The sequence below is a fragment of the Micrococcus sp. iso_26 genome, assembly GCF_056172975.1.
The window spans coordinates 1,169,849-1,190,203 of sequence record NZ_CM149652.1; the positions used below are offsets into that span (position 1 = coordinate 1,169,849).

Consider the following 20,355-nt stretch of genomic DNA (forward strand, 5'->3'; position numbering starts at 1 on the left):
GCGGGGCGTCAGCCCGCGAGGACGGTGCGCGCGGGCGCGGCGGCCTCGACCGCGGCGCCCGGGCCGGCCGTGACGTAGCGGGCGACCTGCCGGTCCCAGGTCTCCGTCGCGGCGGCCACGAGCAGGGCAGAGCCGAGCATGTGCAGCAGGACCACGCCGATCGGCAGGCCCGTGAAGTGCTGGGTGTAGCCCACGACGGCCTGGAACACGAGGGCGAGCAGGAGCCGCAGCACGGCGGCGCGCTGCAGGCGGGAGGCGCCGGCCGCGCGGCGCACCGTGAAGAACAGGACGAGGGCGGCCGCCAGGAGCAGGTACACCGGGACCACGTGGACCCGGGTGACCAGCAGCGGGTCGAACTCGTGGCGCGGCGAGCCGGGGTCGCCGGAGTGCGGGCCCGTGCCGGTCACCACGGTGCCCAGGTACACGGCGGCCCACGTCAGCGCGAACGCCGCCCAGGCGGCGGCACGGGACCGGACGGTGGTGGCGCCGTCCACGAGGGGCACGCCCGCCCGGCCGGCGCGGCGCTCGGCGGCGATGCGCACCACGAGCAGGGTCGCCACGGCGACCATGATCGAGGACACGATGAAGTGACCGGCCACCCACCACGGGTTCAGATGCGTCAGGACCACGACGCCGCCCACGAGGGCCTGCGCGGGGATGCCGGCCAGCAGGCCCACGGAGAGCCAGAAGGGGCTCCGGTGGGTGCCGCGCAGGTTCCACAGGGACAGGAACATGGCGGCGGCGATGACCACCAGGACGAACGTCAGCGTCCGGTTGCCGAATTCGATGTAGCCGTGGATGCCCATCTCCGGGGTGTTGGTGAGGGACTCGGGTGAGCACTTGGGCCACGTGGGGCAGCCCAGGCCGGAGCCGGTGAGGCGCACGGCGCCGCCGGTGACGATGATGCCGATCTCGGACGCCAGGGACGCCACGGCGAGGGCCATGGTGGCCTTCGTGAGGCGCTGCGGCAGGCGGGCGGCGAGCCCGGCCGGGGCGGTCCCGGCCGCGGGGGTGGTGGTGGACACGGTGTCCTTCCGATCGTTCGATGCAGGGGGACGGGGAACGGCTCAGGGCCGCCAGCGGAACCAGCGGAGCGCGGCCGCGACGGCCACGGCGCCCCACAGGGTGAGCACGAGCAGGGGGACGGGCGACCAGGCCCCGTCCAGGAGGGCGGCCCGCAGGGCCGTGCCCAGCGCGCCGGAGGGGAGCAGGTCCACGCCGGGCACCCGCGCGGGGAACACCGTGCCGCCGACGGCGCCGAACAGCACCCACAGCAGGTTGGCGACGGCGAGGGTCGCCTCCGGCCGGGCCGTGCCGGCGAGCAGCAGCCCGAGGGCCGTGAAGGCGGCGGCCCCCAGCGCGAGGGCGACGAGGGCCGGCAGGATCCCCTCGGGGTCCGGACGCCAGCCGAGCGCCAGGCCGACGCCGCCGATCACGCTCACCTGCACCAGCAGGAGGGCCACCACCGCCAGGGCCTTGCCGGCGACGAGGCCGAGCGTGCCCAGCGGGGTGGTGGCCAGGGCGGCGAGCACGTCGTAGCGACGCTCGAAGCCCGTGGCGATCGCGGTGGCCGTGAACGCGGAGCTGATCACGGCCAGGGCGAGCACGCCGGGCACGGCCACGTCCAGGCCCGAGCGGCCGGGGGTGTCCAGCAGGCCGGTGACGTGCACGCCCACGAGCGCGAGCAGGGGCAGCACCACGGTGACGAGCAGCTGCTCGCCGTTGCGCAGCGCGGTGCCGGTCTCGTAGCCGGCCTGACGCAGGACGCGGGCGGCCAGCGGGGCGGCGCCGGCGTGGGCTCCGGTGCCGGCCGGGGTCCGGTGGTCGACGACGGGCGTGCTCATGCGGCGGTCTCCCGGAGGATCTGCTCGAGGCGCAGTCCGGCGCGCTCGAATCGGGTGGGCATCAGGGCGTGCTCCCGCCAGCTCGCCGCGAGGACGGCCAGGTCGTCCGGGCCGCGGACGCCGGCCACGCGCAGGCGGGCGGACTCGCCGAGGCCGGCCGCGCGCAGCGGCGCGGGCAGGGTGTCGGCCCAGGCACGGACGGCGTCGGGGGAGGCGTCGCCGAAGTCCACGTCGACGACGTCGCCCTCGGCCACGCGCGTGAGCTCGGCCAGCGAGCCGGAGCGCACCACGCGGCCGGCGCGCAGGATGGCGACGTCGTCCGCGAGCCGCTCGGCGTCGTCGAGCAGGTGCGTGGTCAGCAGCACGGCGGCGCCGCGGTCGGTCTGCTCCCGCACGACGTCGTGCACGACGGGCCGGGTCTCCGGGTCGAGGCCCGCGGTGGGCTCGTCGAGGAACAGCATGTCCGGCCGGCCGACGAGGGCGGCCGCGAGCGCCACGCGCTGGCGCTGGCCGCCGGAGAGGCGGCGCAGGGGGCGGCCGGCGACCTCGGCGATCAGCAGGCGCTCCAGCAGCGGCTCGACGGGCAGCGGGTCGCGGTACAGGGACGCCACGTGGCCGACGAAGCGGCGGGCGGGGATCGCGGGCGGCAGGCCGCCCTCCTGCCACATCACGCCGATGCGGGCGCGCAGGTCGGCGGAGGCCCGCCACGGGTCTGCGCCGAACACGCGCACGGTGCCGGCGTCGGGCCGGTCCATGCCGTGGCAGAGGCCGAGGGTGGTGGACTTGCCGGCCCCGTTGGGGCCGAGCAGCACCGTGACGGCGCCGGCACGGGCAGTGAGGTCGACGCCCCGCAGGACGGGGGTGCGGGACCGGCCGCGGCCGAGGCTCCGGTGGACGTCGCTCAGGCGCAGGACGGGCTCGTCGCGCGGCACGGGATCCGGGGTCAGGGGAGGTCGGGGCACTGTGCCAGTCTAGTCCTCGGGCCCTGCGACCCCGGCTCGTGGGGCCGGGGGTGCCCGGGCCTGCGGCGGGTTCCGCCGTGGGCGTCATCAAGCCAGGTGAGCCTCACTTGAACCGTTCCAGATCAATAGGTCATGATGGCGTGGTGTATTCGGATCAGTCTGCGTCGCCCCCCGCTCCGGCCCCGGCCGAGGGCACGCGCGAGCGTGTGCTGCAGCTGGTCCTGACGCGTGGACCCGTGAGCGCGGCCGAGATCGGCCGCGAGCTGGAGCTGACCGCGGCCGCCGTGCGCCGCCATCTGGACGCGCTCGAGGAGGACTCGCTCGTCGAGGTCAAGCGGGTCACCGCGGCCCGCGGCGCGGGACGGCCCTCCCGCCGCTACGTGGTCACCTCGCACGCGCAGGAGCACCTGCCCAAGGACCACCTCGCCGTCGCCCTGGACACCCTGGCCCGCCTCGAGGAGCTCGGCGGGGAGGAGGAGGTGCGCCGCACCGCGCGCCACGCCTTCCGCGAGATCGAGGAGCGCTTCACGGCCGCCGTCGACGGCCGGGAGACCGCGCTGCAGGACCGCACCCGGATCCTCGCGCGGGTCCTCGACGAGGCCGGCTACGCCGGCACGCTGCGCCACTTCGGCGCGGGCCTGGCGCCCACCCTCCGCGCGGACCAGGTCTGCCAGGGGCACTGCCCGTTCCAGGGAATTCCCGCGCGCCATCCGGAGTTCTGTGAAGAGGAGACCGCGCTGTTCGCCCGCCTGCTCGAGGTGGACGTGCGCCGGCTCTCGACCCTCGCCGCCGGCGCCCACGTGTGCACCACACACGTGCCGCTGGGCCGCGACTGAGCCGCGCGGGCCACGCCCCGGCTCCCGCCGACCACCCGACCGACCCCGACCGCAGTGACTAGTGAGAGAGGCTGAGATGACCGACCAGATCGTCCAGCGGGACTCCGCGGAGACCGCCGACCCCGGCGTGATCCAGGAGATCCTCGACAAGAACCCCGAGCTCAACGCCATCGGCGCCTACCAGTACGGCTGGGCCGACTCCGACGCGGCCGGCGAGAAGGCCGTCCGCGGTCTGAACGAGGACGTCGTGCGCGACATCTCCGGCAAGAAGGACGAGCCGGAGTGGATGCGCGACCTGCGCCTGAAGGCCCTCAAGTACTTCGAGCGCAAGCCGATGCCGGCGTGGGGCCCGGACCTGTCCGGCATCGACTTCGACAACATCAAGTACTTCGTGCGCTCCACCGAGGGCCAGGCCAAGACCTGGGAGGATCTGCCCGAGGACATCCGCAACACCTACGAGCGCCTGGGCATCCCCGAGGCCGAGCGCGAGCGTCTCGTGGCCGGCGTCGCCGCCCAGTACGAGTCCGAGGTCGTCTACCACCAGATCCGCGAGGACCTGGAGGAGCAGGGCGTCGTGTTCCTCGACACCGACACCGCGCTCAAGGAGCACCCGGAGATCTTCGAGGAGTACTTCGGCACCGTGATCCCGGTCGGCGACAACAAGTTCGCCTCCCTGAACACGGCCGTGTGGTCCGGCGGCTCCTTCGTGTACGTGCCCAAGGGCGTGCACGTGGAGATCCCGCTGCAGGCCTACTTCCGCATCAACACGGAGAACATGGGCCAGTTCGAGCGGACGCTGATCATCGCGGACGAGGACTCGTACGTGCACTACATCGAGGGCTGCACCGCCCCGATCTACCAGTCCGACTCGCTGCACTCTGCCGTCGTCGAGATCGTGGTGAAGAAGAACGCCCGCGTGCGCTACACCACCATCCAGAACTGGTCCACGAACGTGTACAACCTCGTGACCAAGCGCGCCGTGGTCGAGGCCGGCGGCACCATGGAGTGGATCGACGGCAACATCGGCTCCAAGGTGACCATGAAGTACCCGGCCGTGTACCTGACCGGCGAGCACGCCACCGGCGAGACCCTCTCCGTCGCGTTCGCGGGCAAGGACCAGCACCAGGACACCGGCTCCAAGATGGTGCACATGGCCCCGCACACGAACTCCTCGATCGTGTCCAAGTCCGTGGCCCGCAGCGGCGGCCGCGCCGCCTACCGCGGCCTGGTGCAGATCGCCGAGGGCGCGAACGGCTCCGCCAACTCGGTGGTGTGCGACGCCCTGCTCGTCGACACGGTCTCCCGCTCCGACACGTACCCGTACATCGACATCCGCGAGGACGACGTGACCCTCGGCCACGAGGCGACCGTCTCGAAGGTGTCCGAGGAGCAGCTCTTCTACCTCATGAGCCGTGGCATGTCCGAGGACGAGGCCATGGCCATGATCGTGCGCGGCTTCATCGAGCCGATCGCCCGCGAGCTGCCCATGGAGTACGCGCTCGAGCTCAACAAGCTGATCGAACTGCAGATGGAAGGATCGGTGGGCTGACATGACCGACACCGTGGAGAACACCCAGCGGACCATGATCCCGGGCATGGGCGAGGAGGGCGAGAAGCTCACCGCCGCGCAGAACCCGGCCGCCCGGGCCGGGGGCCGGGAGCGCAACGCCGCGGGCTCGCGCGCCGATCGCCTCAGCTCCTTCGAGCTGTCCGACTTCCCCGTGCTCACGGGGCGCGAGGAGGACTGGCGCTTCACCCCGCTCAAGCGCCTGGGCGGGCTGCACCTGCCCGAGGGCGACGACGCGCGCCTGACCGGTGCCGCGCCCGCCGTGACCGTGGCCGAGCAGGCCGGCGTCACGGTGGAGACCGTGGCCCGCGACGACGCCCGCGTCGGCTCCGTCCTGACCCCGGACGACCGCGTGTCCGCCGCGGCCTGGAACTCGGTCTCCGAGGCCACCGTCGTCACGATCTCCGGCGAGGTCGCCGAGCCGGTGCGCATCGACGTCGTCGGCTCCTCCGCCGACCCGGCCGCGATGCACCTGACCGTGCTCGTGGAGGAGAACGCGCAGGCCGACGTCGTGATCGCCCACCGCGGCACCGCCGTGCTGGCTCAGAACATCGAGTTCGACGTGCGTCGCGACGCCCGCCTGAACGTGGTCGCACTGCAGGCCTGGGAGGGCGATGCCGTGCACGTCTCGGCCCAGCAGGCCTCGGTCGCCACGAACGCGCACTTCAAGCACGTGGCCGTGTCCTACGGCGGCGGCGTGGTGCGTCTGACCCCGACCGCGCGGTTCGCCGCGGAGCGCGGCGAGGCCGAGATGTACGGCCTGTACTTCGCCGACGCCGGTCAGCACCTCGAGAACCGCCTGTTCGTGGACCACAACCAGCCGGACTGCGTCTCGAACGTGCTCTACAAGGGCGCCCTGCAGGGCACGGACGCGCGCACCGTGTGGGTGGGCGACGTGCTGATCCGCAAGGAGGCCGAGGGCACGGACACGTACGAGAAGAACCAGAACCTGCTGCTCTCCGACGGGGCACGCGCGGACTCGGTGCCGAACCTGGAGATCGAGACCGGCGTGATCGAGGGTGCGGGCCACGCGTCCGCGACCGGCCGCTTCGACGAGACCCAGCTGTTCTACCTGATGGCCCGCGGCATCCCCGAGACCGAGGCCCGCCGCCTGATCGTGCGCGGCTTCCTCAACGAGATCATCCAGAAGATCGGTGTCGGCGACGTCGAGGACGAGCTGACCGCCGTGATGGAGGACGAGCTCCGCATCGCGCAGCTCTGACCGACGCCCCGCAGACCCCACCGCCTTCCACCCGAGGAGAACCACCATGGCAACCCTGCAGATCACCGACCTGCACGTGCAGATCGCGACCGAGAACGGCCCCAAGGAGATCCTGAAGGGCCTCTCCCTGACCATCGAGACGGGCGAGACCCACGCGATCATGGGCCCGAACGGCTCCGGCAAGTCCACCCTGGCCTCGACCATCGCCGGCCACCCGCGCTACGAGGTCACCTCCGGCTCCATCACCCTCGACGGTGAGGACGTGCTGGAGATGAGCGTCGACGAGCGCGCGCAGGCCGGCCTCTTCCTGGCCATGCAGTACCCCGTGGAGATCCCGGGCGTCACCATGACCAACTTCCTGCGCACCGCCAAGACCGCGCTCGACGGCCAGGCCCCCTCGCTGCGCACCTGGACCAAGGACGTCAAGGGCGCCTTCGAGGCCCTGCAGATCGACCCGGCGTTCATGAACCGCAACGTCAACGAGGGCTTCTCCGGCGGCGAGAAGAAGCGCGCCGAGATCCTCCAGCTCGAGCTGTTCAAGCCCAAGTTCGCGATCCTCGACGAGACCGACTCCGGCCTCGACGTCGACGCGCTGCGCATCGTCTCCGAGGGCGTCAACCGCGCCCAGGCGCAGAACGAGATGGGCACCCTGCTGATCACCCACTACACGCGGATCCTCAACTACATCAAGCCGGACCACGTGCACGTGCTGGTGGACGGCCGCGTGGCCGAGTCCGGCGGCCCGGAGCTCGCCGAGCAGCTCGAGGCCGAGGGCTACGCCCGCTTCGAGAAGGCCGCGGCGGGGGCCTGAGATGACGGAGACCACGAACCAGGCGCCCACGGAGGACATCCGTGAGGCCCTCAAGGACGTGATCGACCCGGAGCTGGGCGTCAACGTCGTGGACCTGGGCCTGCTCTACGGGCTGCACTACGCCGACGACGGCGCGCTGCTCGTGGACATGACCCTGACCACCGCGGCCTGCCCGCTCACGGACGAGATCGAGGACCAGGTCTCCCGCGCGATCGGCACCATGGTGGACGAGTGGCGGCTGAACTGGGTCTGGATGCCCCCGTGGGGCCCTGAGCGGATCACCGAGGACGGCCGCGACCAGATGCGCGCCCTCGGCTTCAACATCTGATCCGGCCCGGACCACGACGGCGGCCCGTCACCTTCTGCGCGAAGGTGACGGGCCGCCGTCGTGGTGGGGGAGTGCGGACGGGCCCGCAGGCACCCCGGGGCTCGCGGCTCAGATGTCCAGGGAGGAGGCCCGGAACGTGTCGCACTGACGGATGTCCGGCTCCTGCTGGGAGCTCTGGTAGCCGCGCATGAACCAGGCCATGCGCTGCTCAGAGGTGCCGTGCGTGAACGCCTCGGGGTCCACCCGACCGGTGTGGGTGGACTGGATGCGGTCATCGCCCACGGCGGAGGCCGCGTCGATGGCCTGGCGCAGCTGGTCCTGCGAGATCGGCTTCAGGAACGGCGCGCCGGACTCGGGGTCCACGGTGGAGGCGGCGTGCCCGGCCCACATGCCGGCGAAGCAGTCGGCCTGCAGCTCCGCGCGCACGGCGCCGGAGGTCGGGCCAGTGGTCCCGTCCCTGGAGTGCTGCAGGTAGCCGGTGACCTGCTGGACGTGGTGGCCGTACTCGTGCGCCACGATGTACTCCTCCGCCAGCGGCCCGCCCTCGGCGCCGAAGTCGGTCTGCAGCGTCGCGAAGAACGCGGTGTCGAAGTACATGGACTCGTCCGCCGGGCAGTAGAACGGGCCCGTGGCCGAGGAGGCGCTGCCGCAGCCGGTGCTCACACCGCCCTGGAACAGGGTGAGCTGCGGCTGGCGCCACTGGATGTCCGAGAACTGCGCGAGGTACTCGCCCCAGAACTCGTCCGCGGCCTCGGTGGTCGCGATGACGCGGCAGTCCGTGTTCTGGTTGGCGTCCGCACCGCTGGCGCACTCCTCGTCCGAGAGGGGCTGGCTCTGGCCGCCCGAGCCCGTCTGCTGCTGGTACTGGCTCTGGCCGACGGACCCGCCACCCGTGTCGATCCCGAGCTGCTCGGCCAGCCCGGGGGCGAAGATCGCGAGCAGCAACGCGAGCAGGCCGCCGCCACCGCCGATGGCGATGCCCCGGCCCCCCAGCCCGCCGCCACCGCCCGATCGGGCCCGGCCGGCGTCGATCTGCACGTTCTCGTTGAAGCTCATGGGGCCAGAGTGTAGACGGACTAGATGTAGGAGGGCATGACGTTGTTGACACGCACCGGGGCCAACGAGGCCGGAGGAGCCTCTCCGCAGGAGGTATGAGGCCGATGGTAGTTGTAGTGGTTCACCCACACCTGCAGGGCCTCACGCCGAGCCCGCTCTGAGGAGTACGGGCGGGCGTAGAGGACCTCGTCGACCATCAGCCGGTTGTACCGCTCGACCTTCCCGTTGTGGCGCGGGGTGTAGGGGCGGATCCGGTGATGCCGGCCCCCGAGAGAGACCACCTTCCGGGTGAAGTCCACGGCCCGGTAGTTGTTCCCGTTGTCCGTGACCACCCGGTCCACGGTGATGCCGTGAGCGGCGAAGAACGCGCGGGCCCGGCAGTAGAACCCGATCGTGGTCACCGCCCGCTCATCCTCCAGCGCCTCCGTGTACGCCAGGCGGGTGAACCCGTCGATCGCCGAGTGCAGGTAGGTGTAGCCGACCCGCTGGCCAGACCCCCGCTTGGAAGCACGCCCTGCCTCACTGTCTCTTCCGTGGGCGCGCCAGCCTCCCCCTTCAGGGATGCGTCCGATCTTCTTCACGTCCAGGTGCACCATGTGCCCTGGCCCCCTCGCGGTGATCCTCCGGGCCGGCTGCCGGCGGAGGTCTTCTCCGGCTGGGGTCAGGTCCCGTAGGCGGGAGATCCCGGCCCGGTGCAGCCATCGCCCCACGGTGCGAAGACACACCTGGTGGCCCTCGCCGACCAGATGGTGATGGATGCGCCGGGCGGACCACTTCTCGGCCCGGCGCAGGGCCTCCAGCTCGGCCACGATCGCGGGGTCGAGCCGGGCAGGTGAGCGATGGGGCCGGCTCGAGCGGTCTTGCAGTCCTGCCTCGCCTTCGGCACGGTAGCGGGCGACCCAGGTGGCCACCGTGGGCCGACTGACGCGGAACTCCGCGGCCACGTGGGACTGCGGGATCCCGTCGTTCAGGTGGCGGTGGACCATGCGCAGCCGGCCGGTGGGGGTCAGAGGTGCGTTAGCGTGAGTCACGAGCGGGCTTCCTTCCGCGGATGAGTGGATGTCGCAATTCCCATCCTGCGGGGCGGAGCCCGCTCGTCTCATCTCAGCCCGTGCCTCGTGTCAAGAACCTCATGACCCACAACAACTAGACTGGCCCGGCACCGCACTGGCCCCCGCCCGTCGAGATCGGCCGGGCCCCGCCGGTGCACCCCTGTCCTTCCCTCGACCCCTGGAGTCTGACACCCCCATGCTGACCGTCACCGATGTCGAACTGCGCGTGGGCGCCCGTCTCCTCATGGACGAGGTGAACTTCCGCGTGGACAAGGGGGACAAGGTCGGCCTCGTGGGGCGCAACGGCGCCGGCAAGACGACGCTGACCAAGGTCCTGGCCGGCGGCGGGCAGCCCACGGCGGGCACCGTGACCCGGACCGGTCGCATCGGCTACCTGCCCCAGGACCCCAAGGTCGAGGACATGGACCAGTCCGGCCGTGACCGCATCCTCTCCGCCCGCGACCTGGACCAGACCATCCGCCGCATGCGCGAGGCCGAGGCCGGGATGGCCGCCGTCGACGACGCCGAGCGGGAGCGTGCGATGAACCGCTACTCCCGCCTGGAGGCGGAGTTCGAGGCCCGCGGCGGCTACGCGGCCGAGTCCGAGGCCGCCCGGATCACGTCCAACCTCGGCCTGCCGGACCGCGTGCTGGACCAGCCGCTGCACACCCTCTCCGGCGGCCAGCGCCGCCGCGTGGAGCTCGGCCGCATCCTCTTCTCCGACGCGGACATCATGCTGCTGGACGAGCCCACCAACCACCTCGACCACGACTCGATCGTGTGGCTGCGCGACTACCTGAAGACCTACTCCGGCGGCCTCCTGATGATCTCGCACGACGTGGAGCTCATGGAGATGACCGTGAACAAGGTCCTCTACCTGGACGCGAACCGGCAGACCATGGACGTCTACAACATGACGTGGAAGAACTACCTCGCCCAGCGCCAGCAGGACGAGGCGCGCCGCCGCCGGGAGTTCGCCAACGCGGAGAAGAAGGCCTCGGCCCTCATGGCCCAGGCCGAGAAGATGCGTGCCAAGGCGACCAAGGCCACCGCCGCGCAGAACATGATCAAGCGCGCCGAGCGGCTCATGCGCGGCGTCGAGGGCGAGCGCGCGGTCGATCGCGTGGCCGCGATCCGCTTCCCCACCCCGCAGGCCTCCGGCAAGACGCCGCTGCGCGCCGAGAACCTCTCCAAGTCCTACGGCTCGCTCGAGATCTTCACGGGAGTGGACCTGGCGATCGACCGCGGCTCGCGCGTGGTGATCCTGGGCTACAACGGCGCCGGCAAGACGACGCTGCTGCGCATGCTCGCCGGGGAGGAGACCCCGGACACCGGGGAGGTGCAGGCGGGCCACGGGCTCAAGCTGGGCTACTTCGCCCAGGAGCACGACACCCTGGACCAGGACGCGTCCGTCCTGGACAACATGCGCCACGCCGCCCCGCAGCTCGGCGACACCCAGGCGCGCACGCTGCTCGGCTCGTTCCTCTTCCAGGGCGACGACGTCGACAAGCCCGCCCGCGTCCTCTCCGGCGGCGAGAAGACCCGCCTGGCGCTGGCCACGCTCGTGGCCTCGAGCGCGAACGTGCTGCTGCTGGACGAGCCCACGAACAACCTCGACCCCGCCAGCCGTGAGGAGATCCTCCACGCACTGCGCCAGTACGAGGGCGCCGTGGTGCTCGTGACCCACGACGAGGGCGCCGTCGAGGCGCTCGACCCCGAGCGCGTGGTGCTGCTGCCGGACGGGGTCGAGGACCTCTGGAACGACGACTACAGGGACCTCATCACCCTCGCCTGAGTCCGCGGGCCGCCGAGGCGGAGGGCCGGCTCAGTCGAAGAGCGCGTCCTCGGCCTCCTCGTCCGTGAGCCGCCCGTCGCGCCGCCGCCGGGCCGGCTTGGCACGGGGGACCCGGTGCGCGGAGAGCAGCCCGTCGTCCGCGGCGTCGTCGAGGGCGTCGGCCCGGTCGTTGCGGGCGCGCATCCACGCGGAGTACCCCCACACCCCGAAGCCCATGGCCGCGAACAGGTACCACTGGATCGCGTAGGACAGGTGCGGGCCCTCGTCGAGGGTGGGCTCGACGAGCTTCTGCGGCATCGACTCCACCGCCGGGTCCTCCGTGACCATGATCCCGTAGGCCGTACCGGCCACGGGCCCGCCCACGGTGTCGGCGATCTCGGCGAGGTCGATCGAGGGCACCTGGCCGTCCGGGGCGTCGCGGTCCAGGGCCGGCTCCCCGGGCTTGACCCGCACCACGACCTCGGCGTGGCCGGCGGGCGGGGCCGGCACGGCGTCCGGCTGACCCGGGCTGTTGCCCACCGGGAGCCAGCCGCGGTCCACCACGACGACGGGGCCCTCGTCCGTCCGGAACGGCACGAGCACCTCGTAGCCGGGCTGGCCGGCGCGGGGACGGTTGCGGACGATGAGCGTCTCGTCGACGAGGTACTCGCCGGTCAGTGTCACAGGCGTCCACTCGTCCTCGGTCTGGAACGCGGTGAACAGCCGGGAGGCCTCGGCGAACGGCATCGGGTCGTCGTCGTAGTTCTCCAGGACGCGGTTGACGCGGTGCTGGACCTCCACGCGGCGGTCCCACTGCCACTGGGCGAGCGCGTGGCACAGGAACGCGAAGAGGATGCACACCACGAAGCCGAGGATCCACGGGCCGGTGGCGAGGAAGCCGAAGCGCAGGGGCGGCAGGCGTTCGGCGTCGCGGGCGGTCGGGGTCGTCATGGGGGCGGGGGTGCTCATGGGCGCGGGGGCTCCTGCGGGGTCTCGGGCGTCTCGACCTCGGGCGCCTCCGTGGCGGGCGGGTCGAGTGGGCGGGAGCGCCGCAGGAAGCCGCGGGCGCTCAGGAAGTCGTCCAGGAAGGGCCGATGGTCCGCGCAGGCCAGCCAGGTCTTCACCCGGTCCGGGGCGTGGACGCGCGGGTTGTTCCACTCCAGGGCCCAGGCGGCCTCCGCGGTGCAGCCGCGACGCGAGCAGACCGGCCGCTCGGGCCCGTCCGCGGCGGCGCGCGGGGATCGGGTGGCGGAGGCACCCGCGGCGGGGTCGAGGCGGCCGGCCGCGAGGGCGCCCAGCAGGTCCATGCCCGGCTCGCCCGGGCCCGCCCCGATCACGCGGCGCCCCGTCCGGGCAGGCCGGGACCGCCGGCGGACGAGGACCCTCGGCCCAGCGCCCGGGGCGCACGGTCGCGCGGGTCGTCCACGAGGTCGCCGGTGAGCACGACCGGCTTGGGCGCCGCCGTGTCGTCGGGGCGGGGGGCCAGGGCCGGTCCCTGGGCGGGCACGGCGCGCAGGGTGCCGGCCTGCTGCGGGCCGGTGTTGTTCACGCGCACGACGGCGACGTAGGGCAGCACGACCGCGCCGAGGATGAACCCGAGCTGCCACCAGCCGTGGGTGAAGAGCGCGGCGACGAAGCAGGCGGTGCGGAGCAGCATCTGGACCAGGTAGACCTTCATGCGCGCCTCCCGGTCCGCGCTGCGGCCGGCGGCGGCGGTGGTGACCCCCTGGACCTCCGGTGTCGTCCCGCGCCCGGCGCGGGCGGGACGGCCGGCTCGGGAGCTGGCGGCGGAGCTGGTCATGGCGCATCCTCCTGGCACGTCGCGCCCTGCGGAGGGCCCCCGCGCGGCCGCGGACGTAGAGTGGTGGTTCACATGCCGGCGCGCCCGCCCTCGGCGGCGTCCCGCAGGACGGCGTCGACGGCGCCGCGCCGGTGCTCCAGTCTAGTCCCGTCCCGTCCGGAAGGTGTTCCCATGGCCGATCAGACCACCACGCCCGCAGCGGAAGCGCAGGCCGCCGGCCGCAGCGTCCTCGTCACGGGGGGCAATCGCGGCATCGGCCTGGGCATCGCCCGGGCGTTCGCCGCGAACGGCGACCGGGTGGCCATCACCTCCCGCTCGGGGGAGGGGCCGGAGGGGGTCCTCGCGGTCCGGGCCGACGTGACGGACGCGGCCTCCGTGGACGCGGCCTTCCGCGAGGTCGAGGAGGCCCACGGCCCGGTCGAGGTGCTCGTGGCCAACGCCGGCATCACCCACGACCAGCTGCTGCTGCGCATGTCCGAGGACGACTTCACCTCGGTGATCGACACGAATCTCACCGGCGCCTTCCGCGTGGTGCAGCGCGCCACCAAGGGCATGATGCGCCTGAAGCGCGGACGCATCGTCCTGGTCTCCTCCGTGGTGGGCCTGCTCGGCTCGCCCGGCCAGGTCAACTACGCCGCCTCCAAGTCCGGCCTCGTCGGGATGGCCCGCTCGATCACGCGCGAGCTCGGCGCGCGCGGCGTGACCGCGAACGTCGTGGCCCCCGGCTACATCGACACCGAGATGACGCAGTCCCTCGACGACGAGCTCAAGGCCCAGTACAAGACGTCCATCCCGGCCGGCCGCTTCGCCGCCCCGGAGGAGGTGGCCGGAGTCGTGCGCTGGCTGGCCTCGGACGAGGCCGCGTACATCTCCGGGGCCGTGATCCCCGTGGACGGCGGCCTGGGCATGGGCCACTGACGACCACCGACCGCTGAGCAGACAGGAAGCACAGAACATGACCGAGCAGGACCTGGCCGGACGCGGCGTCGTCGTCACCGGCTCCTCCCGCGGCATCGGCGCCGCCACCGCCGAGCTGCTGGCCGCCCGCGGCGCGGGCGTCGTGGTGAACTACCGCCAGAAGGCGCCGCGCGCGAACAGGGTGGTGCAGAGGATCGAGGACGCCGGCGGCCGCGCCGTGGCCGTGGGCGGCGACGTGACCGTCGCCGAGGACCGGGCCGCGCTGCTGGACGCCGCCGTGGAGCACTTCGGCTCACTCGACGTGCTCGTGCTCAACGCCTCGGGCGGCATGGAGTCCCAGTTCGGCGAGGACTACGCCATGAAGCTCAACCGTGACGCCCAGGCCGCGCTGGCCGACGCCGCGCTCGAGCGCATGGGCGCCGGCGGGCAGATCGTGTTCGTGACCTCCCACCAGGCGCACTTCATCGACGAGGTCGCCACGATGGACTCCTACGAGCCCGTGGCCCGCTCCAAGCGCGCCGGCGAGGACGCCCTGCGCGAGCGCATCCCCGCGTTCACCGAGAAGGGCGTGGGCTTCGTGGTGGTCTCCGGCGACATGATCGAGGGCACCATCACCGCCACCCTGCTCGACCGCGCCGAGCCCGGTGCCATCGAGGCCCGCCGCGAGGCCGCCGGCAAGCTCTACACCGTGGAGGAGTTCGCCGCCGAGATCGCCTCCCTCGTGGGCCGCGAGGGCCTCGAGGTCGGCCACACCGAGCTCGTGGGCGGCGCCGAGGACTTCCTCGGGCAGGACTGAACCCCACCACACCCCAGACGACGAGGGCCGGATCCGTGGGATCCGGCCCTCGTGACCTCCGGGAGCGGACGCCTCAGAGACCGAGGAGCCACCGCAGGGGGGTGAAGGAGGGCACGTCGACGACGACGTCCGCGTGCTCCCGGAGGATCGGCTTCGCGCACAGCGCCACGCCGCAGCCGGCCGCCTCGAGCAGATCGATGTCGTTGGCGCCGTCGCCCACGCCGACGGCCTGCTCGGGGGTGAGCCCCGCGTCCTCGGCCCAGGCGCGCAGCATGGCGGCCTTCGCCGCGCGGTCCACGACGTCGCCGAGCACCTTCCCCGTCAGGTGCCCGTCCCGCACCTCGAGCTCGTTGGCGCAGTAGGCGTGCACGCCCCACGCCTCGGCCAGCGGGGCGAGCACCTGGGTGAAGCCGCCGGAGACCGCGCACACCCGGCCGCCGGCCGCGGTGACGGCCTCGATCAGCGCGAGGGCTCCGTCGGTGGGCCGGATGGCCCGCACCACGTCCGCCACGACGCCCACGGGCAGCCCCGCGAGCGCCTCGACGCGCGCGTGCAGCGAGGCGGCGAAGTCGAGCTCACCGCGCATCGCCCGCTCCGTCACCTCGGCGACCTCGGCCTCGCGGCCGGCGTGGGCGGCGAGCAGCTCGACGACCTCCTGCCGGATCAGCGTGGAGTCCACGTCCGTCACCACGAGGGGCGCCGGCGCGGCGGCGACCGTCGCCGGCACCGTGAGCACGTCCCACCCGGAGCCCGGCTCCGGGGCCGCCGCCCACTCGTCCGCGGCGAAGCGCCAGCCCAGCAGGCCGTCGTCGGTGAGCCGTTCGGCGTCGTCGGGCACGCCGGCCGGGGGCGCGTCCGTGACGAGGAGGGCGGGGTCGGCGGTGACGACGAGGCGGCGCAGGGTGCTCATGCGCGGCATCCTAGGCGGGGGTGCGGGCGCGGCCGGGCGTGCGTCGCATCGGCGACGCGCCGGCCGGCCGGACTAGGCTGGCCCCCATGACCACCCCCGCGCCTCCCGACGACTGGTTCCTCCCGGACGAGGACGCCGTGCTGCAGATGCGCCGCGTGCGCGTGCGCCGCGGCACCACCGACATCCTCGGCCCCCTGGACTGGACGGTCCGCGCGGGGCAGCGGTGGATCGTGATGGGCCCGAACGGCGCCGGCAAGTCGACGCTGCTCCAGCTGGCCGCGGCCCGCCTGCACCCGACCGCCGGCGACGTCGGCGTGCTGGACGAGGTGCTCGGCGCCGTCGACGTGTTCGAGCTGCGCCCGCGCATCGGCCTGTCCTCCGCCCAGCTCGCCGCCCAGGTGCCCGCGAACGAGACCGTGCAGGACGCCGTCGTCACCGCCGCCTACGGGATCACCGGCACGTGGCGCGAGCGGTACGAGACGGAGGATCGCGCCCGCGCGCTCGGCCTCGTGGCGACCTGGGGGCTCTCCCGCCTCGCGCACCGCGCGTTCGGCACCCTCTCCGACGGTGAGCGCAAGCGCGTGCTCATCGCCCGTGCCCTGATGACCGACCCCGAGCTGCTCCTGCTGGACGAGCCCGCCGCGGGCCTGGACCTCGCCGGGCGGGAGGACCTCGTGCGCCAGCTGACGGCGCTCGCCACGGACGAGGACGCGCCCGCGCTGGTCCTCGTCACGCACCACCTCGAGGACGTGCCCCCGGGCTTCACGCATGCACTGCTGCTGCGGGCCGGCGGCGTCGTGGCGGCCGGGCCCATCGAGTCGACGCTCACCGAGGAGCACCTCTCCTCGGCGTTCGGCACGGACCTGAAGGTGACCCGCACCGGCGGTCGGTACACCGCCGTCGCCCGGTGACGGGGCTGCTGACCGCGCAGCTGCTGGGCATGGACCTGTGGCAGGTCCTGCTCGTGCTGCTCGCGGGGTTCTGGGCCGGCACGATCAACTCGGTGATCGGCTCGGGCACGCTCGTCACCTTCCCGACGCTCGTGGCGGTCGGGTTCCCGCCCGTGACGGCCCAGGTCTCCAACGCGATGGGCCTGGTGGCCTCGGGCTTCTCCGGCACGTACGGGTACCGCCGAGAGCTGGCCCAGTCCCGGGCGCTCCTGCCGAAGCTGACCGTCGCGTCCCTGCTCGGCGGGGTCATCGGCGCCGCCCTGCTCACCACGCTGCCCCCGGCCGTGTTCGGCTACGTCGCGCCGGTGCTGCTCGTGGTGGCCCTGACGGTCGTCGTGCTGCAGCCGCGCATCCAGCGGTGGGTCCGGCGTCGGGCGGAGGACCAGGGACCGACCCCCGGCGCGGACTCTCCCGTGCCGGTGGGCCCCGTGACCCCGACACTGTGGACGCTCGTGTTCCTGACCGGCATCTACGGCGGCTACTTCGTGGCCGCCCAGGGCGTCATGCTCATGGCGATCTTCGGCGTGCTGCTGGTGGGCGGCACCCTCGTGCACGCCAACGCGGTGAAGACGTGGCTGTCGCTGGTGGTCAACCTCACCGCCGCGGCGTTCTACCTGGTGTTCGCCTTCGACCGCATCGACTGGCGGGCCGTCCTGTTGATCGCGCTCTCCTCGCTCGTGGGCGGGCTCGTGGGCGCGCGGATCGGGCGGCGCATCTCGCCGACGGCGCTGCGCGTCACCATCGTGATCGTGGGCCTGGCCGGGCTGGTGGTCATGGTGATGCGGCAGGTCTCGGGTGGGTGAGGGCGGGGCCCGCGAGGTGCGCCTGGAGCGGATCGAGGACCTCGCCGACCCCCGCCTGGCCCCCTACACGACCATGACAGACGCGGCCCTGCGCCGTCGCGTCGACGCGGAGCACGGCGTCTTCCTCGCCGAGTCCTCCCAGGTGGTCCGCCGCGCACTGGACGCCGGACACACCCCGCGCTCCTTCCTGCTGGGGGACCGCTACCGCGGTTCCTTCGCGGACGTGCTCGCCGCCCACCCGGACGTCCCGGTCTTCACCGGACCCGACGACGTGCTCGAGGCACTCACCGGCTTCCACCTGCACCGCGGCGCCCTGGCCGCGATGGACCGCCCCGCGCCCCGGCCGCTCGCCGACGTCCTCGCGGGCGCGCGGCGCGTGCTCATCGCCGAGGACCTCGTGGACCACACGAACCTGGGCGCCGTGGTGCGCTCCGCCGTCGCCCTCGGCTGGGACGCCCTGCTGCTCACCCCGCAGGCCGCCGACCCGCTCTACCGGCGCGCCATCCGCGTCTCGATGGGCACGGTGTTCCGCCTGCCGTGGGCGCGCCTGCCCGGTCCGGTCGCCCAGTCGCTGCCCGCGCTGCGGGCGGCCGGGTTCGCGGTGGCCGCCCTCGAGGTGACGGAGCGTGCCGTGGGCCTGGACTCCGCCTGGATCGAGCCGCTGCGCACCGCCGAGCGCCTGGCCCTCGTCCTCGGCCAGGAGGGGCCGGGGGTCCGTCCCGAGACCCTCGCCCAGACCGACGCCGACGTCGTCATCCCCATGCCCGCCGGCGTCGACTCGCTGAACGTGGCGGCGGCCGCGGCGGTCGCGCTGTGGGAGCTGCGCGCGCGCTGACCGGCCCGGGTGCGGTAGAGTGGGCGGCTGGCCCGCCCTCCGGCGGACCCCCTGACCACACCTCTCGCGCCCCTGGTCCCAATCAGGCGGCTGACACGAAGGATGCACCATGAAGTCTGAGATCCACCCGGATTACCGCTACGTCATCTTCAACGACCTCGCCTCCGGTGAGAAGATCCTCACCCGCACCACCGCGAACTCCGACAAGACCGCGGAGTGGACCGATGGCAACACCTACCCGGTGATCGACGTCGAGATCTCGGCCGCCTCGCACCCGTTCTACACGGGCAAGCAGCGCATCATGGACACCGCCGGCCGCGTCGAGCGCTTCAACGCCCGCTTCAAGGGCTTCGGCGGCAAGAAGTGACCGCGGCGGCCTGAGCCGCACGCCCACCACGACGACGGGCCCCGCGCCCCCGGAACGATCCGGGCGGTGCGGGGCCCGTCGCGTCGCCCGTAGGCTGACGGGCATGACGACTCTCCACGGTGAATACAAGGTGATCGGCGGCAAGCTGGTCGCGGCGGACCTGAGCCTCGCGGACGGCCGGATCGCGACCGCGAGCATCAACGGCGACTTCTACCTCGAGCCGGATGAGGCGCTCGAGGACCTCAACGCGGCGGTGGCCGGGCTGTCCGCGGACGCTGAGCACCGCGTCATCCGGGAGGCCGTCGAGCGGGGTCTGCGACCCGAGGCCGAGCTGTTCGGCGTGGACGCCTTCGCGGTGGCCTCGGCCGTGCGTCGGGCCCTCGGCAAGGCGACCACGTGGGGGGACCACGAGTGGGAGGTCATCGGGCCGGAGCCGATGCCGATCGCGCTCACCGTGGCCCTGGACGAGGTGCTCACCCGGCAGGTGGCCGAGGGACGTCGCAAGCCGACCATGCGCCTGTGGCAGTGGAACGAGCCGGCCGTGGTGATCGGCGCCTTCCAGTCGCTCGCCAACGAGGTGGACCCCGAGGGGGCGCGGCGGCACGGCATCAACGTGGTGCGGCGGATCTCCGGCGGCGGCGCGATGTTCATGGAGGCGGACAACTGCGTCACGTACTCGATGCACGTCCCGTCGTCGCTGGTCGACGGGCTGGAGACGGCGGAGTCCTACCCGTTCCTGGACGAGTGGACCATGGACGCGCTCTCCCGACTCGGCGTGCACGCGTTCTACCAGCCGCTCAACGACATCGCCACGGACCAGGGGAAGATCGGCGGCGCCGCGCAGAAGCGGGTGGGCACGGCCGGGCTGCTGCACCACGTGACGATGAGCTACGACATCGACGCGGACAAGATGCTCGAGGTGCTGCGCATCGGCCGGGAGAAGCTGCGCGGCAAGGGCGTGACCTCGGCGAAGAAGCGCGTGGACCCGCTCCGGCGCCAGACCGGCGTCTCCCGCGCCGAGATCTGGGAGACCATGATGACCACCTTCGAGGAGCGCTACGGCGCCCGCCGCGTCGAGCTGGACGAGGCCACCCGTGAGGAGGCCGAGCAGCTGGCCCGCACCAAGTTCGCGACCCCGGAGTGGACCGCGCGGGTGCCCTGAGCCGCCTGACGGCGTCCCGGCACCGTCCGGCACGCTTCCGTCCGGGGGCGGTTTGCGGTGGTATTCGACGTGAATACCGCCCGAAACCGCCCCCGACGCGTCGAGGTGTGGCGGGGCGGCTCTGTCAGGATCGGACCATGACCCCCGACGACGACGCCCCCGTCCGCCTGATCGCCCGCTCCGACGCCCCGGGGCGCCCACGGTCGACCGTGGACGTCCACTGCGCCCTCGAGCTGGAGCTGGCCTCCGGCCGCCGCGTGCCTCTGCTCACGGACCGCGGCTGGACGAGCCGGGCGGCGGCCGCACGCCTGCCCAGGAGGAGACGCGACACTGGGACGCGCTGGCAGCGGTCGCGGCCGAG

The 20,355-nt window shown here is 73.0% G+C and carries 22 protein-coding genes; 13 read left to right on the forward strand and 9 right to left on the reverse strand.

Features of this window, described 5'->3' with window-relative positions; translation table 11 throughout:
• Window positions 1–8: 8 nt before the first annotated feature.
• Genes AC0VX0_RS05410 through AC0VX0_RS05420 form a run of 3 tightly spaced genes read right to left on the reverse strand, consistent with a single transcriptional unit; the run spans window position 9 to window position 2,806 of the window.
• Window positions 9–1,025 carry a COX15/CtaA family protein gene (locus AC0VX0_RS05410; protein ID WP_044658941.1) on the reverse strand — a complete coding sequence of 339 codons (1,017 nt, stop codon included), beginning with the start codon at window positions 1,023–1,025 and terminating at the stop codon, window positions 9–11.
• A gap of 42 nt (window positions 1,026–1,067) precedes the next feature.
• Window positions 1,068–1,844, reverse strand: coding sequence for an ABC transporter permease (locus AC0VX0_RS05415; protein ID WP_044658940.1), 777 nt, complete (start codon window positions 1,842–1,844; stop codon window positions 1,068–1,070).
• A complete protein-coding gene (locus AC0VX0_RS05420; RefSeq protein ID WP_235281248.1) occupies window positions 1,841–2,806 on the reverse strand; it encodes an ABC transporter ATP-binding protein in 966 nt (321 codons plus the stop codon). The genes AC0VX0_RS05415 and AC0VX0_RS05420 overlap by 4 nt, the downstream gene beginning before the upstream one ends.
• A 143-nt stretch (window positions 2,807–2,949) precedes the next feature.
• Here AC0VX0_RS05420 and AC0VX0_RS05425 point away from each other — a divergent pair, with 143 nt between their 5' ends.
• The 5 genes from AC0VX0_RS05425 to AC0VX0_RS05445 all read left to right on the forward strand — a co-directional run bounded on the left by AC0VX0_RS05425 (window position 2,950) and on the right by AC0VX0_RS05445 (window position 7,570).
• Window positions 2,950–3,642, forward strand: a complete 693-nt coding sequence (locus AC0VX0_RS05425) for a helix-turn-helix transcriptional regulator (protein ID WP_223247562.1) — start codon at window positions 2,950–2,952, stop codon at window positions 3,640–3,642.
• A gap of 76 nt (window positions 3,643–3,718) precedes the next feature.
• Entirely contained in the window at window positions 3,719–5,191 is a 1,473-nt protein-coding gene (sufB, locus tag AC0VX0_RS05430) for a Fe-S cluster assembly protein SufB (RefSeq protein WP_036315257.1), read from the forward strand.
• A 1-nt stretch (window position 5,192) separates the two neighbouring features.
• The gene (gene sufD, locus AC0VX0_RS05435) at window positions 5,193–6,431 is read left to right on the forward strand and encodes a Fe-S cluster assembly protein SufD (RefSeq protein ID WP_044658938.1); all 1,239 of its coding nucleotides are present in this window, start codon (window positions 5,193–5,195) and stop codon (window positions 6,429–6,431) included.
• Between the two features lie 46 nt (window positions 6,432–6,477).
• On the forward strand, window positions 6,478–7,242 hold the full coding sequence (gene sufC, locus AC0VX0_RS05440) for a Fe-S cluster assembly ATPase SufC (RefSeq protein ID WP_010078702.1): 765 nt from the start codon (window positions 6,478–6,480) through the stop codon (window positions 7,240–7,242).
• 1 nt (window position 7,243) lies between these two features.
• Window positions 7,244–7,570 carry a metal-sulfur cluster assembly factor gene (locus tag AC0VX0_RS05445; protein ID WP_002855327.1) on the forward strand — a complete coding sequence of 109 codons (327 nt, stop codon included), beginning with the start codon at window positions 7,244–7,246 and terminating at the stop codon, window positions 7,568–7,570.
• A 108-nt stretch (window positions 7,571–7,678) separates the two neighbouring features.
• Here the strand turns inward: AC0VX0_RS05445 and ypfJ are convergent, their stop codons facing one another.
• A complete protein-coding gene (ypfJ, locus tag AC0VX0_RS05450) occupies window positions 7,679–8,626 on the reverse strand; it encodes a KPN_02809 family neutral zinc metallopeptidase (RefSeq protein ID WP_044658937.1) in 948 nt (315 codons plus the stop codon).
• A gap of 20 nt (window positions 8,627–8,646) precedes the next feature.
• Window positions 8,647–9,657, reverse strand: a complete 1,011-nt coding sequence (locus AC0VX0_RS05455; protein ID WP_182496708.1) for an IS481 family transposase — start codon at window positions 9,655–9,657, stop codon at window positions 8,647–8,649.
• A 217-nt stretch (window positions 9,658–9,874) separates the two neighbouring features.
• Here AC0VX0_RS05455 and abc-f point away from each other — a divergent pair, with 217 nt between their 5' ends.
• Window positions 9,875–11,473, forward strand: coding sequence for a ribosomal protection-like ABC-F family protein (abc-f, locus tag AC0VX0_RS05460; RefSeq protein ID WP_355504192.1), 1,599 nt, complete (start codon window positions 9,875–9,877; stop codon window positions 11,471–11,473).
• A gap of 30 nt (window positions 11,474–11,503) precedes the next feature.
• Here the strand turns inward: abc-f and AC0VX0_RS05465 are convergent, their stop codons facing one another.
• Genes AC0VX0_RS05465 through AC0VX0_RS05475 form a run of 3 tightly spaced genes read right to left on the reverse strand, consistent with a single transcriptional unit; the run spans window position 11,504 to window position 13,253 of the window.
• Complete coding sequence (locus AC0VX0_RS05465; RefSeq protein WP_355504194.1) at window positions 11,504–12,421, reverse strand: SURF1 family cytochrome oxidase biogenesis protein; 918 nt, start codon at window positions 12,419–12,421, stop codon at window positions 11,504–11,506.
• Window positions 12,418–12,789, reverse strand: a complete 372-nt coding sequence (locus AC0VX0_RS05470) for a hypothetical protein (protein ID WP_061867249.1) — start codon at window positions 12,787–12,789, stop codon at window positions 12,418–12,420. Before AC0VX0_RS05470 ends, AC0VX0_RS05465 begins: the two co-directional genes overlap by 4 nt.
• On the reverse strand, window positions 12,786–13,253 hold the full coding sequence (locus AC0VX0_RS05475; protein WP_355504196.1) for a DUF3099 domain-containing protein: 468 nt from the start codon (window positions 13,251–13,253) through the stop codon (window positions 12,786–12,788). The genes AC0VX0_RS05470 and AC0VX0_RS05475 overlap by 4 nt, the downstream gene beginning before the upstream one ends.
• A gap of 171 nt (window positions 13,254–13,424) precedes the next feature.
• Between AC0VX0_RS05475 and AC0VX0_RS05480 the strand changes: the two genes are divergently transcribed.
• Entirely contained in the window at window positions 13,425–14,171 is a 747-nt protein-coding gene (locus AC0VX0_RS05480; RefSeq protein WP_355504198.1) for a beta-ketoacyl-ACP reductase, read from the forward strand.
• A 37-nt stretch (window positions 14,172–14,208) separates the two neighbouring features.
• Complete coding sequence (locus tag AC0VX0_RS05485) at window positions 14,209–14,967, forward strand: SDR family oxidoreductase (RefSeq protein WP_355504200.1); 759 nt, start codon at window positions 14,209–14,211, stop codon at window positions 14,965–14,967.
• 73 nt (window positions 14,968–15,040) lie between these two features.
• On the opposite strand, the gene serB is transcribed toward AC0VX0_RS05485, so the two are convergent.
• On the reverse strand, window positions 15,041–15,877 hold the full coding sequence (gene serB / locus AC0VX0_RS05490) for a phosphoserine phosphatase SerB (RefSeq protein ID WP_036315229.1): 837 nt from the start codon (window positions 15,875–15,877) through the stop codon (window positions 15,041–15,043).
• Between the two features lie 86 nt (window positions 15,878–15,963).
• Between serB and AC0VX0_RS05495 the strand changes: the two genes are divergently transcribed.
• The 5 genes from AC0VX0_RS05495 (at window position 15,964) to AC0VX0_RS05515 (ending at window position 19,994) form a co-directional block, all read left to right on the forward strand.
• Complete coding sequence (locus AC0VX0_RS05495; RefSeq protein WP_051995263.1) at window positions 15,964–16,788, forward strand: ABC transporter ATP-binding protein; 825 nt, start codon at window positions 15,964–15,966, stop codon at window positions 16,786–16,788.
• Complete coding sequence (locus AC0VX0_RS05500) at window positions 16,785–17,630, forward strand: sulfite exporter TauE/SafE family protein (protein WP_036315227.1); 846 nt, start codon at window positions 16,785–16,787, stop codon at window positions 17,628–17,630. The genes AC0VX0_RS05495 and AC0VX0_RS05500 overlap by 4 nt, the downstream gene beginning before the upstream one ends.
• Window positions 17,623–18,465 (forward strand): TrmH family RNA methyltransferase, encoded by an 843-nt coding sequence (locus tag AC0VX0_RS05505; protein ID WP_051995262.1) that lies wholly within the window; start codon window positions 17,623–17,625, stop codon window positions 18,463–18,465. The genes AC0VX0_RS05500 and AC0VX0_RS05505 overlap by 8 nt, the downstream gene beginning before the upstream one ends.
• 109 nt (window positions 18,466–18,574) lie before the next feature.
• Window positions 18,575–18,832, forward strand: a complete 258-nt coding sequence (locus AC0VX0_RS05510) for a type B 50S ribosomal protein L31 (RefSeq protein WP_002855042.1) — start codon at window positions 18,575–18,577, stop codon at window positions 18,830–18,832.
• A 103-nt stretch (window positions 18,833–18,935) separates the two neighbouring features.
• Entirely contained in the window at window positions 18,936–19,994 is a 1,059-nt protein-coding gene (locus tag AC0VX0_RS05515; RefSeq protein WP_036383370.1) for a lipoate--protein ligase family protein, read from the forward strand.
• The last annotated feature ends 361 nt before the right edge of the window (window positions 19,995–20,355 follow it).